A 16,586-nucleotide genomic window follows, 5' to 3' on the forward strand; every position below is an offset into this window, starting at 1 on the left:
ACAACAGCAAATAATAAAAAGGGAGCACATCATGTGCTCCCTTCTGTTTGGTCTCGTTATCGGTTAACTATTTGGATCAATGTCCGGTAACCCATCGATATCGTTGTGGTGATGGTGCTCATCATCTTGGTTATGGTTGATGTTCGCGTCATGGTGTTCCAACGCGTCTGACATATCCAAGTGCGCTTGGTCATGTGTTGTTGTATCTTGTTGGTCGACTTGTGCAAGTACGATATCCATATCCGCAGGTTGATCGTGAACCGTTGTCGATGTCGCATCGGGTTTTATGCCCAATGCATCCAGATAAGCGGCTGCACCATGGTGGCTGGTTTTCTGATCGGGTTCTTGATGGGTCTGCTGGGTTAAATCCAGATTACTATCATCGCTTAGAGTGACCGTAAAGTCGGCTTGCGAAGCCATGTCTGGCTCGTCATGTTGAACAGGAGGCGGTGGCGGTGGAGCAGGGTGCGATGTATGGACTAAAGGAGTGATTGTCATATCAACCACTTCAGTTCCAACTGTCAGCTTTCCACTATTTCCTGGCCCATGACTGAGTATCTGGATATTCACATGGGCGACCACTTCATCTTGATTTGACCCTTGCAATGCTACTTCAAATTTATCTTCATGTTGACCGATACCTGAAGCGCTGCCATGTGGGCCCGTATGAACCTGAGCTTGCTCTTGGTAATGTAAGTGGCCGGTTTGAGGGTCAATGGTTAATGTTCCATATTGCCCGTGGTGGCTGGTGACATATTGTCCATTAGGTAAATGGATTCTCCAACCGCTTTGTGCTGTTGGTACCGGAGTTAAAGATGGTAACAGTGGTGGTATTCCAAGAGTGCCAGACACTTGGTGGCTTCCCGATGGTGGTCTGACAATAATTGGTTCAGGAATAGCGCTTGCAGCAAAACCTTGGCTACCTGCGGTATTACCGTGTTCGTCAGTCATTGTTGCTTGTACATTAGAACCCGGATGAACTTCAATTTGTATTCCGTGCTGTAGAGTATGAGCATCTAATACATGATCCTGACCGTTAACGACAAGATGCTCACCGATTTTGGCATCACCAGGAGGCGTAACGGTTGCTGTGATCGTGTTTGCTTGTCCTCGGGCGATTTCAGCTTTGCTGTATAAGTTGTCTGCCCCTGCGTTTTCAAAGGTAATCGTAGGAACGCTAACCTGTGTATCGACTTGGTAAGTAACATCTGCAGTGGCATGAGCGCTATTACCTGCGGTATCTGTTACCGCTACTGATGCCTCTATTTTTTGGTCAGCATCGGCAATGAGTTCACTGCCAGGTACGGCAATTGAATAGTGTCCTTTTGCATCGACCACGCCAGTATGCTGTGTCCCATTTACATCTAAAGTCACAATGTCGCCTGCATTATAATCGCCAGAAACGGATCCGGTGATGTCAATGGAGCTGTTGGATTCTTGAGCATTAATCACATTGTCGGCGGTAATTGGGTCTGTTTGAATACCGACGTGTACTTGTGTATCTATATGGACGGAAAGAAGCGAAGATGTAGCCGGTAGCACTGACGAAGGAGCCAATGCTTTGGCGGATAGATTATGATCACCCTCCGATAAGCTGCTTACGGCAACACTATATTGGCCAGAGGCATCAGATACCGAGTGTCCAACGGGTGTGGAACCATCGTAAATCGTGACTTTCGAGAATGGAATATCAGTGTGTCCGGTAATCGTTGGGGTAGTGTCGTTGGTCAGGTTGTCAGTTTGCGATGAACCTGAATCGCTTGTTGACGCGAGATCCAGAGTAACGGTGTTCGTTGGCGCGACGTTAGTGCCTGAAGGCAAGGTTGGTTGCGTCGCAGTTACCACAGGTTGGTGCGGAACAGTCGTCGAGGTGACTAAGCTACCCGTTGGTGACATGGTGACATGTCCCGAGGCATCAAAGGTGATGAATTTCGAATCTTCAGTATGGCCGTCACTGACTTTTACTTCGAATACATCGACACCATGATAGGAGTTGGTGGCAGAGTTATAACTCATTCCTGTGATAGACGTATTTGGTGTGTAGATGTAGTCACCAGTGTTTGGATCTACCGACAATGAACCGAATTGCCCTGTTGAACTGACAATAGAGAAGGTATGAGTGTCATTAACGTCTACATCTGTCTCTGTTAATGTACCTGCTGTTGATGATGTTTGGTTAACGCCGAGAATCGGTGCGTCATTGGTGCCGGTAATGGTAACCACGATATCATGGTGCGTGCCATCTGCAGATTGAACCGTGATGGTTTCAGTGTCTGTCTGACCTTCGCCAAGCTGTTGAACTATAGGATGGTTGTTGTCAAGGTCGTAAGTCCAGTGACCATTTACATCGATATGAGCGTGCCCATAGCCTTTGCTTCCGGCTATTCCAGCTCCACCCTGTACCGCGGTAAACCCTGCTGTTCCATCAGGGTCACTCGCCGTCAACGTACCTGAAGCTTGAAGTGTTATGTCTTCTTTTGCCACTCCTGTGGAGTCTCCACTGAATGTTGCTGGGTCAGCGACACTCGCTATATTAATGAGTATTGACCCTTCTTTTGAATCAAGATGACCATCGTTTGCGGTAAATTGCACCGCCCCTAATCCGCTGACACCAGAACTAAAGTAGTTGTGAGTTGGGGTGAAGATGAGTGATGAAACGTCGGAGGCGCTGACGTTATCACCAACATTCACTGTGGTGCCATTCAGCGATAACACGCCATGGGCGACATTGGTAATCGTGATGTGGTTTAACGCATCTCCATCAATATCAGAATATTTAAAGTCTGCGGTGGTGAACGCATGAGGTTTATCTTCTAAAGAACTAATAAAACTCGATCCAACGATAGGTGCATCATTGACTGCATTGACATCCACTACCATCGTTGCGCCTGCCGAATTTTTATGGCCATCATTCGCAGTAAATGTAAATTGCGCATAGTTGGCGCCGTTTTCATTATTGTTCGGCGTGAAAGTTAAATGGCCTGCGTCTAAGTCAGCCTTGCTGATTTGCTGGTTGGCGGTTACGGCGTTACCGTTTAGAAGTAATAATCCATGACTCGGTATGCTGCTAATAGTCACGAACTGTAACGCATCGCCATCTTGATCACTGTAACCAAATTCACTGGTCGTAATGGTTCTGGTGATGTCTTCATTTGTAGAAACGGTTTGCCCTGTCACCGTTGGCGCATGTTGTAGAGGAGGGGTGACTTCAATAGAGAGAGAGTTTTGAGAAGAGTCTCCTATTGGGTTACCACCATCATCGCCGACTCGATAAACCATACTTGGCACTTTACCTGTAAAGCCAGCTTCCGGGGTGAAGGTATAATGACCATTCGCTTCGATCGCGAGTGTACCGATACCGGCCATAGTATGTGGTTGCCCCGGCCTTACCGCGACATAACCTGACACCGGGTCTTTTATTTGAATATCTTGCAACACCAGATGTGCGTTGGAATCGGTGTCTGTTGCTGCACCACTCAATCCTTGATCCGTCCCAGAGCCAGTAAGTAGATTCCCTTCAACTGGACCACTATGTTGAACACCAGAATCACTGAGGCTGTGTAGAACAGGATCATCGGTGGTCCCGTTAATAGTGACGGTAATTGAATGCTTGGTACCGTCTTTTGATGTGACTTCAATGCTATCTGTGAGTGTTTGTCCATTGTCTAAGTCTTGAATCGGCGTACTCTTGTTGTCTGCTTTATAAACCCATGTCCCAGTACTAGTGATGTCGAAATGACCATAGGTTCCATCCAGAGATATTTTCGGTTGCCCCTTAAGATCTAATGCAGCTTCGCCATGACCATCAGCGTCAGAAACAATCAGGTGACCATGGCAAGAAAGGGCATCTGGAATAGTTGCTGACCCCGTGATATGCGCGTTGTGGTGAATGTTTGTATCTTCTTTTATGCTACTGGAGTCACCGGCAAATGTGGCGGCATCATTAACAGCAGCAAGAGACGTGTTTGCTCCTGTATGAGTCGTTCCGCCATGCGCATCTGTGACGTCATAGCTAAAATGAACTTGGCCGTTATAGTCTTTGGTTGGGGTAAAAGTGTATGTTCCGTCTTGATTATCTAGAATAGAACCATGATCAGCGTGAAGATTCGCAACGGTGAGTTTGCCTAGGTCGTTGCTATCCACGTCTATAGTGTTTGCTAAGAGTTCGGTGGCCGTGATGGTTTGCGCGAGGTCTTCTTTACCGCTGTTGAGCTGCACTTCTGAAGAGCAGTATGGACGGTCGTTGTCGCCATGAATGGTGATAACAATATCATGAGTAGTACCGTCTTTACTTTGTATCGTTATCGTATCAGTGAGTGTCTCATTTGCACCAAGTTGATCAATCGTCGATCCTACATTTGTTGTTAATCCACCATTTACATCAGCAGTGCCGGTCGCAACACCATAAAACCATTTACCATCTGTATTAAGAATCAAATGGCCATATTTTCCATGATAGGTATAACCAATACCTTTAGAATCAAAACTATTCTCGCCGGTATCTGGATCGATGATTGTTAGTTGCCCCTCAACATGAATCATACTATTAGTTAAATGCGCCATACCTGACTGGGCAAAGTCTGGCGACATATCAGGGTTTCTGTTTTCATAAACATCGCCAGTATCCACACCTGATATAACGGCTTTATCTCCCACCGCATCAATATGAAGTGTGTTGGTAGCCTCTGCAGAGTCGGTATGCCCATCGTTAACAGTATATTTAAACTGAACATCGCCATTAAAATCTTGCGCAGGAACGAACTGAAGCTTACTGATGTCAGCTGTAGGGATGTGTTGTCCCGTTGTAACATCGTGTCCATCAAGCACAAACTTACCTTGTGTTGCTGATGGTAGATCTGTGATTGCTATGGAATGTAACGTATCGCCTGTGTCGATATCACTGAATCCAAACTGACTGGCTTGTATTTGGTAGTGTGTATCTTCAGTGCCATGTGCCAGTGTCGTCGCAGTGATGGTTGGCTTATCATTGGTGCCTGTCACCGTTATTGTTATATCGTGGGCAGTGTGGTCTGCAGAGTAAACACGATATACAACTTTTTCTACTTCACCTTCAGCTAATGATTGCAAGCGACTATTGGCTACTTCATATCCCCAAGCGCCACTTGGTGTAATGCGTAAAAAACCACCAAAGGGATCGTGAATCGCCTGTTCTCCTAATAACAGATTGACCTGAAAATGGTCTTGCCCTGCATCAGGATCTGTCACACTCAGCAAACCCGATGCAACGACAGGCTGTAATGAACTGTGACCCACATTATGATCTTCAATAATCGTTCCGGTATCACTACCGCTTATAACCGCTTTATCAGCAACTGCACTTAAACTGCTGGTAGCTCCAGTATGAGTGACACCGCCATGTGCATCTTTGACATCATAGGTGAAATGAACTTTACCGTTATAGTCTTTTTCTGGTGTGAAAGTGTATATACCATTTTGGTTATCTAAAATCGAGCCGTGATCTGGATGAAGGTTTGCTACTGTAAGCAGTCCAGAGTCATTTTTATCGACATCTATTGAATTTTGTAACAGTTGTGCAGCTGTAATGGTTTGTCTCGTATCTTCAGTACCTGCGTTGAGTTGTACTTCTGAAGAGCAATAAGGCCTGTCGTTACTACCATTGATAGTGATGACTATATTATGTGGTGTTCCATCTTTTGTGTGAACGGTGATAGTGTCTGTGAGTGTTTCACCCTCACCTAACTTATCGATAGCGGAGCCTCTGGTCGTGGGCCTTCCACCAATGTGAGTGAGACTTCCAGCATCGGCATAGTAATTCCAATCGCCATTTGGATTTAAAATTAAGTCACCATATGTACCGTGATAGTTATACCCCACATTATTATCAGCAAAGCCAGACTGACCAGAGTCAGGATCAATCACAGATAAATGTCCATTAGCGTTTAGTGTACTAACTCGAAGTGTCGCCATACCCGATTGAGCATGATCTGGTGACATATTATCTCCAGCCGCTTTCTCAGTGACACTTGCAGTATCTACTCCACCTACCACAGCATTATCATTAGTGCCGTTCACCGTAATGGTGACTTGATGAGGTGTGCCATCGGCTGAATGAACGGTAATGGTATCAGTAGCGGTTGCGCCATTACCTAACGCTTGAACTGCTGGGTTAGTGTTATCTAAGTCGTACGTCCAAGCGCCATTATCTGTTAGATGTAATGTACCTAAGGTGCCTTGGATATCAGTATTCGCAAAGTGTGCTTCGCCTGTATCGACATCGGTGACAGTCAGTGTGCCTGAGGTCTGAAGTTGAGATTCTTCTGTTACTGCGCCAGTATTAGATCCGCCAATCACGGCTTTATCATTAGTGCCATTGATGGTTACCACGACATCATGCGTTGTACCGTCTTTCGAAGTCACTTTAATTGTATCTGTTAACTGCTCACCTTCGCCTAAGGATTGAATCGCTGTTTGAGAATTATCGGCAGAGTAACTCCAGCTCCCATCTTGACTGATCTCCAATTTACCATAATGACCTTGTAGGGCCGTTTTGTTAAATCCATGGGATACAAAACTACCTTCACCTGTATCTATATCGACAATATCTAACTTACCTGTCGCAGTCAGTTCATTACTCTGAGGATTAGCGCTCACATCTTCTTTTAATGTCCCCGTATCGACACCACTAATGACCGGCGTATCATTCGTGCCCGTCACCGTAATCACTAAATCTTTAGTATCTGTTGCACCTGCAGAATCGGTCACGGTAACAGGGATAGTGAACGTGCTTATCTCACCTGCTTTAAGGTGTTGGAAGCTTGCATCTGTTGGGTCTAGGTTGTAGCTACCATCTGCATTGAGTGTAAATCCACCCTGTGTTGATGTGGTTGTGAAGGTTGCAGTATCACCCGCATCAATATCCGTTGAGGTGAGTTGACCTGTGACTACTGCACCATCTTCAGTGGCGTTCACTGGCACAATCGAATTAATAACAGGCGCATCGTTTGCCGGTGTTACATCAACATTGATAGTTTGACTGGTTGTCGTATGCCCATCAGTCACTGAAAGAACAACTATAGCAGGACCATTGTAATTAGCATCAGGCGTAAACACGATTTCACCTTGCGCATTCAGCGAGGCACTACCGTGTGTCGCTGACACACTCGGGGTCAACGTATCCGTCGTATCAATATCCGTTGCATGGAAGGTAATGGTTTTACTGCCATCCTCGGTTACCGTTTGCGTCGCAACAGGGGTGATAACAGGTGCATCATTGGTACCATTGATGGTTACCAAAATAGTTTTCTGTGTGCCATCAACCGAGGTTATTGTTGTCGACTCTGTTAAAGTTTCACCAACACCTAAAGCCTGAACAGCCGCTTGTTTTGAATCTGCGGAAAATAGCCAAATGCCACTTGGTATAAGTGTAAATGAGCCGATCCCGTGGTCGCCAACAATGCCAGATTGCATCGGAAATGTAGCTTCATTCGTATCTACATCGGTAATGAATAGCTTGCCTTGTGTAAGCATGTAGTTTGGGTGAACATTCAACTGATTTGTTAAATCTTGATCTTCGGTAACTGCTCCCGTATTTGTGCCAGTAATAACAGCCTTGTCATTAGTTCCATTAACGGCAATGGTCACTTGGTGAGTTGTACCATCTGCTGAAGTAACTGTAATGGTATCGGTTGTTGCAGCGCCTTTACCTAGGGCTTGCACCGTTGGGTTTGTGTTATCTAAATCGTAAGTCCACTGCCCAGCATCGGTTAAATGCAATGTCCCAAGCGAGCCTTTAATATCTGTATTTGAGAAGTGTGCTTCACCGGTATCGGTATCTGTAATAGTCAGCGAGCCTGAGGTTTGTAACTGCGTTTCTTCGGTCACTGCGCCTGCAGAAGTCCCACCAATTACAGCCGTATCATTAGTCCCATTCACCGTAATGGTAATTTGATGCGGCGTACCATCTGCTGAGTTGACAGTAATAGTATCAGTCGCTGTCGCGCCTTTACCTAAGGCTTGAACTTGTGGATTCGTATTATCTAAATCGTAAGTCCAAGTGCCGTTATCAGTTAAATGTAAAGTGCCTAATGTGCCTGCAATATCAGTGTTGGAGAAGTGTGCTTCACCAGTATCTACGTCAGTGACGGTCAGTGTACCTGACGTCTGAAGTTGAGATTCTTCAGTCACTGTACCAGAGTTTGTCCCGCCAATGATGGCCTTGTCGTTAGTACCATTAACCGTAATAGTAATTTGATGTGGTGTGCCGTCAGCAGAATGAACAGTAATGGTATCGGTAGCGGTTGTTCCTTTACCTAGCGCTTGAACGGTTGGGTTGGTGTTATCTAAGTCGTAAGTCCATGTCCCTGAATTAGTGAGGTGTAAGGTGCCTAAAGTCCCAGCAATATCGGTATTGGAGAAGTGTGCTTGACCGGCATCAACATCAGTCACAGTCAGTGAGCCAGAGGTTTTAAGCTGAGATTCTTCGGTTACCACGCCGGCACTTGTTCCGCTTATCACGGCTTTGTCATTGGTACCATTAATAGTGATTTTGATGGTCGAAGGTGTGCCATCAACAGATGAGACAGTGAAGGTCTCTTCGACCTTATCGCCGACGTTCAATTGATTAAACGCGCTGTTGGCTGTAAAGGCCCAATGACCATTGGCATCAATAGTCAGGTCACCGTTGGTGCCTGAAATAGAATCCGGCGTAAACGTATTGTCTGGGTTGTCTACATCGGTACTGGTCAATGTTCCTGATGTCGTTACTGCTTTGTCGGTTTCATCGATGGCGACGGTCGCACTGCTGACAGTAGCGGTGTCGTTAGTACCGTTAATCGTTACCTTGATGGTCGACGGTGTGCCATCAACAGACGACACCGTAAAGGTTTCTTCGACTTTGTCACCAACGTTTAGTTGATTAAACGCGCTGTTGGCGGTGAATACCCAGTGGCCATTGGCATCAATGGCGAGATCACCATTAGATCCAATAATGGATTCTGGCGTAAATGCGTTATCTGGATTATCAACATCGATACTGGTCAATGTTCCTGATGTCGTTACCGCTTTGTCAGTTTCATCGATGGCAACGGTTGCGCTGCTGACAGTAGCGGCGTCGTTAGTCCCGTTAATTGTCACCTTGATAGTGGACGGTGTGCCATCAATAGACGACACCGTGAAGGTCTCTTCGACCTTATCGCCGACGTTCAATTGATTAAATGCGCTGTTGGCAGTGAATGCCCAGTGGCCAGTGGCACCAATGGTGAGGTTGCCGTTGGTGCCAGTAATCGAATCCGGTGTGAATGCGTTATCTGGGTTATCGACGTCGATACTGGTTAGGGTGCCTGAGGTTGTCACCGCTTTGTCAGTCTCGTCGATGGCGACGGTCGCACTGCTGACAGTAGCTTTATCATTGGTGCCATTGATCGTCACTTTTATGGTCGACGGTGTGCCATCGATGGATGACACCGTGAAGGTCTCTTCGATCTTGTCGCCGATATTTAACTGATTAAACGCACTGCCGGCGGTGAACACCCAATGCCCGTTGGCATCAATGGTTAAGCCGCCGTGGGTTCCTGTGAGCGAAACCGGAGTGAATGTGTTGTCAGGGTTATCCACGTCGGTGCTGGTCAACGTTCCTGAGGTAGTTATAGCTTTGTCAGTTTCATCGATGGCGACGCTTGCACTGCTAACAGTGGCTTTGTCGTTAGTGCCATTAATCGTCACTTTGATGGTCGACGTTGTGCCATCAACAGACGACACCGTGAAGGTCTCTTCGACTTTATCGCCGACGTTCAATTGATTAAACGCACTGTTCGCGGTGAACGACCAATGACCATTACCATCAATAGTCAGGTCGCCATTGGTGCCTGCAATAGAATCCGGAGTAAACGCATTATCTGGGTTATCCACGTCGGTACTAGTCAATGTTCCTGAAGTAGTTACCGCTTTGTCAGTCTCGTCCACACTTACCGTTGCGGTACTGACTGTCGCTTTATCATTGGTACCATTAATAGTGATTTTGATGGTCGAAGGTGTGCCATCAATAGACGACACCGTGAAGGTTTCTTCGACTTTATCGCCGACGTTTAACTGATTAAACGCGCTGTTGGCGGTGAACACCCAATGCCCATTAGCATCAATAGTTAGGTCGCCATTAGCTCCAACAATGGAGTCTGGCGTAAATGTGTTATCTGGATTATCAACATCGGTACTGGTTAACGTGCCTGAGGTGGTTACCGCTTTGTCAGTCTCATCCACACTGACTGTTGCGGTACTGACTGTCGCTACATCGTTAGTGCCATTAATCGTCACTTTGATGGTCGAGGATGTGCCATCAACAGACGATACAGTAAAGGTCTCTTCGACTTTATCGCCGACGTTTAATTGGTTAAACGCGTTGTTGGCTGTGAATGTCCAATGCCCATTAGCATCAATAGTCAGGTCGCCGTTAGATCCAGTAATCGAGTCGGGTGTGAAGGTATTGACTGGGTTATCCACGTCAGTACTGGTTAGCGTACCTGATGTCGTTACCGCTTTGTCAGTTTCATCCACACTGACCGTTGCGGTACTGACCGTCGCTTTATCATTGGTGCCATTAATTGTCACTTTGATCGTTGACGCTGTGCCATCAATAGACGAGACAGTGAAGGTCTCTTCGATCTTGTCGCCGACATTCAATTGATTAAACGCGCTGTTGGCAGTAAATACCCAATGACCATTAGCATCAATAGTCAGGTCACCGTTGGTGCCTGCAATCGAATCCGGCGTAAACGTATTGTCTGGGTTGTCTACATCGGTACTAGTCAATGTTCCTGATGTCGTTACCGCTTTATCAGTCTCATCCACACTGACTGTTGCGGTACTGACTGTCGCTGCATCGTTGGTGCCATTAATCGTCACTTTGATGGTCGAGGGTGTGCCATCAACAGACGATACAGTGAAGGTTTCTTCTACTTTATCGACGACATTCAATTGGTTAAACGCGCTGTTGGCGGTGAAGACCCAATGACCATTAGCATCAATAGTGAGATCACCATTAGCTCCAACAATGGAGTCTGGCGTAAATGTGTTATCTGGATTATCAACATCGGTGCTGGTTAGGGTTCCTGATGTCGTTACCGCTTTGTCAGTTTCATCGATGGCAATGGTCGCGCTGCTGACAGTAGCAGCATCGTTAGTGCCATTGATCGTGACTTTAATGGTCGAAGGTGTGCCATCAACGGAAGTGACGGTAAAGGTTTCTTCGACTTTGTCGCCGACGTTTAATTGATTAAACGCGCTGTTGGCGGTGAAGGTCCATTGGCCATTAGCACCAATGGTGAGGTTGCCGTTGGTGCCTGAAATAGAATCCGGCGTGAACGCATTATCTGGATTATCCACGTCGGTACTGGTGAGGGTTCCTGATGTCGTTACCGCTTTGTCAGTTTCATCGATGGCAATGGTCGCGCTGCTGACAGTAGCTGCGTCATTAGTACCGTTAATCGTCACTTTTATGGTCGATGATGTGCCATCGATGGAAGAGACAGTGAAAGTCTCTTCGACTTTATCGCCAACGTTTAGTTGATTAAACGCACTGTTGGCGGTGAACATCCAATGACCATTGGCATCAATAGTCAGGTCACCGTTGGTGCCTGAAATAGAATCCGGCGCAAACGTGTTGTCTGGGTTGTCTACATCGGTACTGGTTAGGGTGCCTGATGTGGTTACTGCTTTACCAGTCTCATCCACACTGACTGTTGCGGTAATGACTGTCGCGGCATCGTTAGTGCCATTAATCGTGACTTTGATGGTCGAAGGTGTGCCATCAATAGACGACACCGTGAAGGTCTCTTCGACTTTATCGCCGACATTCAATTGATTAAACGTGCTGTTGGCGGTAAACACCCAATGACCATTGGTGTCAATAGTCAGGTCACCGTTGGTACCTGAAATAGAATCCGGCGTAAACGTATTGTCTGGGTTGTCTACATCGGTACTGGTCAATGTTCCTGATGTGGTTACTGCTTTGTCAGTCTCATCGATGGCGACGGTCGCACTGCTGACAGTAGCGGCGTCGTTAGTCCCGTTAATCGTCACCTTGATGGTAGACGGTGTGCCATCAATAGACGACACCGTGAAGGTCTCTTCGACCTTATCGCCGACATTCAATTGGTTAAACGCACTGTTCGCAGTGAACGTCCAATGACCATTGGCATCAATAGTCAGGTCACCATTAGATCCAACAACGGAATCCGGCGTGAAGGTATTATCTGTATTATCCACGTCAGTACTGGTTAGCGTACCTGATGTCGTTACCGCTTTGTCGGTTTCATCGATGGCGACGGTCGCACTGCTGACAGTAGCGGCGTCATTAGTGCCATTTACTGTGATAGTCACTTGATGCGGCGTGCCATCAGCAGAATGAACGGTGATGGTATCAGTAGCTGTCGAGCCTTTACCTAATGCTTGAACGGTCGGGTTAGTGTTATCAAGATCGTACGTCCAAGAACCAGTATCGGTCAGATGAAGCGTACCAAACGAGCCTGCAATATCGGTACTTCCTGTGGATGAAGTAGCGAAGTGCGCTTCACCGGTATCCACATCCGTAACAGTCAGTATGCCCGAGGTCTGAAGTTGGGACTCTTCGGTTACCACGCCGGCACTGGTTCCGCTTATCACGGCTTTATCATTGGTGCCGTTAACGGTAATTACAATTTGATGAGGAGTGCCGTCGGCGGAGTGGATGGTTATGATATCTGTTGTTGAAGAACCTTGACCAAGAGCCTGAACTTGTGGTTTTTTATTATCTAGGTCGTAGCTCCAATCGCCATTGTCTTTAAGGTGTAAAGTACCCAGTGTCCCCTTGAGGTCGGAATTAGAAAAATGCGCCTCTTTTGAGTCGATATCGGTGATGTTGAGTTGGCCCGAAACCGTTAGGTCTTTATCTTCAGTAACTTGGCTTGAGCCATTACTTTTCCCGATAGCGAAAAACGAACTTGGTGAATTTGCTGTACTACTCGTGATTACTGCATGGTCGTTGGTGCCATTGATCGTAACCATAACTTGATGCGCTGTACCATCAGCTGAGTGAACAGTGACGATGTCTGTCGCAGTTGAACCTTGGCCAAGTCTTTGAACTACTGGGTTATTGTTGTCTAAATTGTATGTCCACGCACCGTCTTTGGTGATGCTTAGCGTACCGAAATTGCTAGTTACTTGTGATGCCTGAAAATGATCTTCTCCAAGATCTGAATCTGTTACCGAAAGCTGCCCTTGAACTTGTGTCGTTAAATCTTCAGTTAACGTGCCTGCATCCACACCTGTGATAACGGCGTTGTCGTCGTTCCCACCAATCGTCATATCGATGGTTTGCGGTGTGCCGTCTTTGGTGTGAATAGTGAAGCTTTCGTGCAGTGAAGTGGCTGCGGTTAAAGCTTGAACATTAGAGAGCGAGTTATCAACTTGATACTGCCAATGTCCATCAGCACCGATAGTTAATGAACCATATTTACCTGAGATAACTTCCGGTGTAACCGAACTTTCATTTTGGTCAGGGTCTATGACATCGATTTTGCCGTTGGCATGTAACAAGCCTTGTGAATCAATATTGTGATCTTCTGTTACGACACCTGTTAAGTCTCCAGAAATACTTGGCGTGTCTTGCTTACCTGTTACTGGTATCTGGACAATGATGCTCGAGCCATTAGATAGATGTAACGCAAAATGGTCAGTACCTGGTTGGTGCTGATTTAACAGGATGTATTGAGGAGAATTTGGATTCAATACGAATGTGTATTGACCATTTGCATCAACATGAAGCTCTCCGTACGTACCTTTTATGACTTCTGGCATAAAGGTGACGGGTAAAGCGGGCGTCGTAGGCGCATTCGAATGAATCGGCTGACCGTTACTTCCTGAGGAGATAGTCGGCATCGATACCGAAGGAATGTAATGGACTTGCGGGTGAGAAAGCGTCGATAAATGATGAGAAGGAACCAAGTGAGAGCTCGAACCATGGGCGGCATGACTTGCACTTAAGGTGGAGTTTACGTCGCTGTCACTCGTCTGAGCTTCTTGGAGAGCAACCGCTGATGAGTCCGCCTTGCTATGGTCATCGGTGACATCTTTTTCGGTCACGTTATTTGCGGTTACTTGATCTGCAGCGTCGCTGGCATTGTCTATACTTTCTGCAGCAGCGTGTTTAGCCAATGATGGCAAAATCATCATGAGTGACTGAAAAAGTGGGATATTCACTTTTAGATGTGAATGCAGTCTGCGCTTCTTTTTTTGTGTTGGTTTCTTTTGTTCTAGCTTGTTACTTTTCTTATTTTTGATTTCTGTATTTTTCTTGTTTGCTTCGACGTTTTTTTTGTTAGCCATTTTTATCATCCGTGAATCGTGGTTGCACTATCTTAAGTAAAATACACAGATAGAGGTTTCGCTAGCTAATTGGATAATTTTTAAAGAAAAAACTGCAAAGTCGAAGAATTATCTCATTTTGATGAAAGATAGGCTGAATACTTTTTCAACGGTCAGGTAAATATCGGCACAATGGCATTGACCTTACCCTAAGGGGAACGTTTATAGTTGCGTTGTAAATTCAAAGGTAAGCTATGACAAACACATTCCGAAAAACTTGGATTATTGTTTTCAGCATCATTGCGATGTTGATGTCTAGCTATGCCTCAAGCTCCTCAGCCTTGATGACTGAAGTAATGATGATGGAAATGGGGTCGAGCAAGTCGGCTTGTTACCACAGCGATACTTCGGTTAATGATTCAATGGCAGGGTGTCATGTGATGAGTGAAGAAGTACACGCTGAAGACTCTAACATGAGTGCCCATGCTTTGATGGCTCAATTCGATATGTCTTCAATGAGCGAAGACGGCAGTCCGATGATGGGTAACCATTGTTCGAGTGCCGATTGCTGTGCCTCAATGTGTTCTGCAAGTCCCTATCCAATTCAGGCTGTTCAAGCCGTTGATCAACTTTCCTTTTCATTAGCTCGTTTTCAATCGGTCACGATTGGCCAGAAAGTCGCACGCGCTCAATCTTTGCTACGCCCACCTTCCGCATAAATCTATATCTAAAAATACAGCTCTATCAGTTAGATAAATCTGATAAGCCATTCTTTTTTATGCGCTAATTAGCGCTAGATATGGACATTCATTGTGAATATGAAACCAACAACCTCTGTGTTTGTCACGAACACGATCTTAGTGGTTGCTGCTGCCTTGCCTATAGCCTTGTTTTCAAGTGCTACGCTCGCGGCAACCACGGCGTCAGCTTCAAATGCTCAACACATTTCAGCACATAACCAAGCAAGCTCGACGCAGCAACTCAATACACTGATTGAGATTGCTTTAAGCGAAGATGGAAATCGCAAACAGTACTTTGCTCAGTCTCAAGCGATGCGAGAAACGGGCATTGCCAGCTCGACCTTAATGGACCCGAAATTGAAAGTTGGATTTGGCGGTTTGCCTGTCGATAGCTTTCAATTCGACGAAGACCCGATGACTAATATATCGGTAGGGCTGATGCAGCAGTTTGAGCGTGGCGATACGCTTAACCTCCAACAGAAAAAGGCAGGCCAGCAGGCTGATGCTTTAGCTTTGCAGGTGCAAGCAAGAGAATTGACGGTTGCGAATAGCATGACGCAGCTTTGGCTTGAGTTAGGTTATCAGCAAAAGGCTGAGTCGGTGATTCGTCAAAATCGTCGTTTGTTGGTTGAGCTTGAAAACTATGTACAAACCAATTACTCGATTGGTAAAAGCGAAGCGCAAGATCTGCTTAATGCTCAGCTCCAAGTGAGCAAGCTTGATGAGAAACTTCAGGCAAACCAGCAGGTTCAGCGTCGTCTAATCTCTCAGCTTTCTGAATGGTTGGGTTCTGATTGGCTAGGCTCTCAGGTTCTTGATTCTCAGGGCACACTGAATGCAACTAACCAAATCGATTGGTCATTGTTGGAAAGCAAATTAGCGACCAATATCGATTCAACCAAGCACTACCAGCTACTGACTGACCATCCTTTGGTTAAGATCTCCGATGTCAGTATTTCCTCTAATCAAACTCAGGTTGAGTTAGCCGAGCAAGCTTATACCCCACAATTTGGGGTGGAAGTGATGTATGCACACCGTCAAGCCAATAACATGGCGGGTGAACCAGCTTCTGATCTGGTGAGTGCTTATCTGACAGTCGACATCCCGCTGTTTACAGGGAACCGACAAGATAAAAACTTATCGGCTGCTCAGTATCAAGTTGGTGCGGCTAAATCTCAAAAAGACACCTTACTTTCCCAAATGAACGCGCAAGTGAACGCATTGCTGGTGGACAGATCAAATCTGTTCCAGCGATTAGATCGCTATCAAACGTCCTTGCTTCCTCAAACCGCAGCGCGAATCAGCGCGGTTGAGAGGGGCTATCAAAACAATACCGCTCAGTTTAACGATGTCATTTTAGCAACGACCGATGAGCTAGCGCTTAAGTTAGAGCAACAACGTTTGACCACCGATCTCAATATCGTTAACAGCAAACTGGCGGCGTTAGTCAGTGGCTTTGAATACCAAGTAAACCAACCACAACTCAACTCAAGCGCAACTAAACACACAGCCAATCAATAAGGGAATAGA

General features: G+C 46.1%; 3 protein-coding genes. 2 read left to right on the forward strand and 1 reads right to left on the reverse strand.

Annotation, left to right across the window (positions count from 1 at the left end; all coding sequences use genetic code 11):
• Window positions 1-63: 63 nt before the first annotated feature.
• Window positions 64-14,337: a VCBS domain-containing protein gene (locus tag AACU28_RS03855; protein ID WP_183091172.1), complete on the reverse strand. Its 14,274-nt coding sequence runs from the start codon at window positions 14,335-14,337 to the stop codon at window positions 64-66.
• A gap of 233 nt (window positions 14,338-14,570) precedes the next feature.
• Between AACU28_RS03855 and AACU28_RS03860 the strand changes: the two genes are divergently transcribed.
• Window positions 14,571-15,035: a hypothetical protein gene (locus tag AACU28_RS03860; RefSeq protein ID WP_017059270.1), complete on the forward strand. Its 465-nt coding sequence runs from the start codon at window positions 14,571-14,573 to the stop codon at window positions 15,033-15,035.
• A gap of 99 nt (window positions 15,036-15,134) precedes the next feature.
• Window positions 15,135-16,577: a TolC family protein gene (locus AACU28_RS03865; RefSeq protein WP_121602390.1), complete on the forward strand. Its 1,443-nt coding sequence runs from the start codon at window positions 15,135-15,137 to the stop codon at window positions 16,575-16,577.
• The last annotated feature ends 9 nt before the right edge of the window (window positions 16,578-16,586 follow it).

Origin of the sequence: Vibrio sp. SBT000027 (genome assembly GCF_963894355.1) — a bacterium.
Classification (GTDB): Bacteria; Pseudomonadota; Gammaproteobacteria; order Enterobacterales; family Vibrionaceae; genus Vibrio; species Vibrio splendidus.

Bases quoted from the DNA above. Each gene is read 5' to 3' on its own strand.
- AACU28_RS03855 (WP_183091172.1), bottom strand. From the start codon at position 14,337: ATGGCTAACAAAAAAAACGTCGAAGCAAACAAGAAAAATACAGAAATC.
- AACU28_RS03860 (WP_017059270.1), top strand. From the start codon at position 14,571: ATGACAAACACATTCCGAAAAACTTGGATTATTGTTTTCAGCATCATT.
- AACU28_RS03865 (WP_121602390.1), top strand. From the start codon at position 15,135: ATGAAACCAACAACCTCTGTGTTTGTCACGAACACGATCTTAGTGGTT.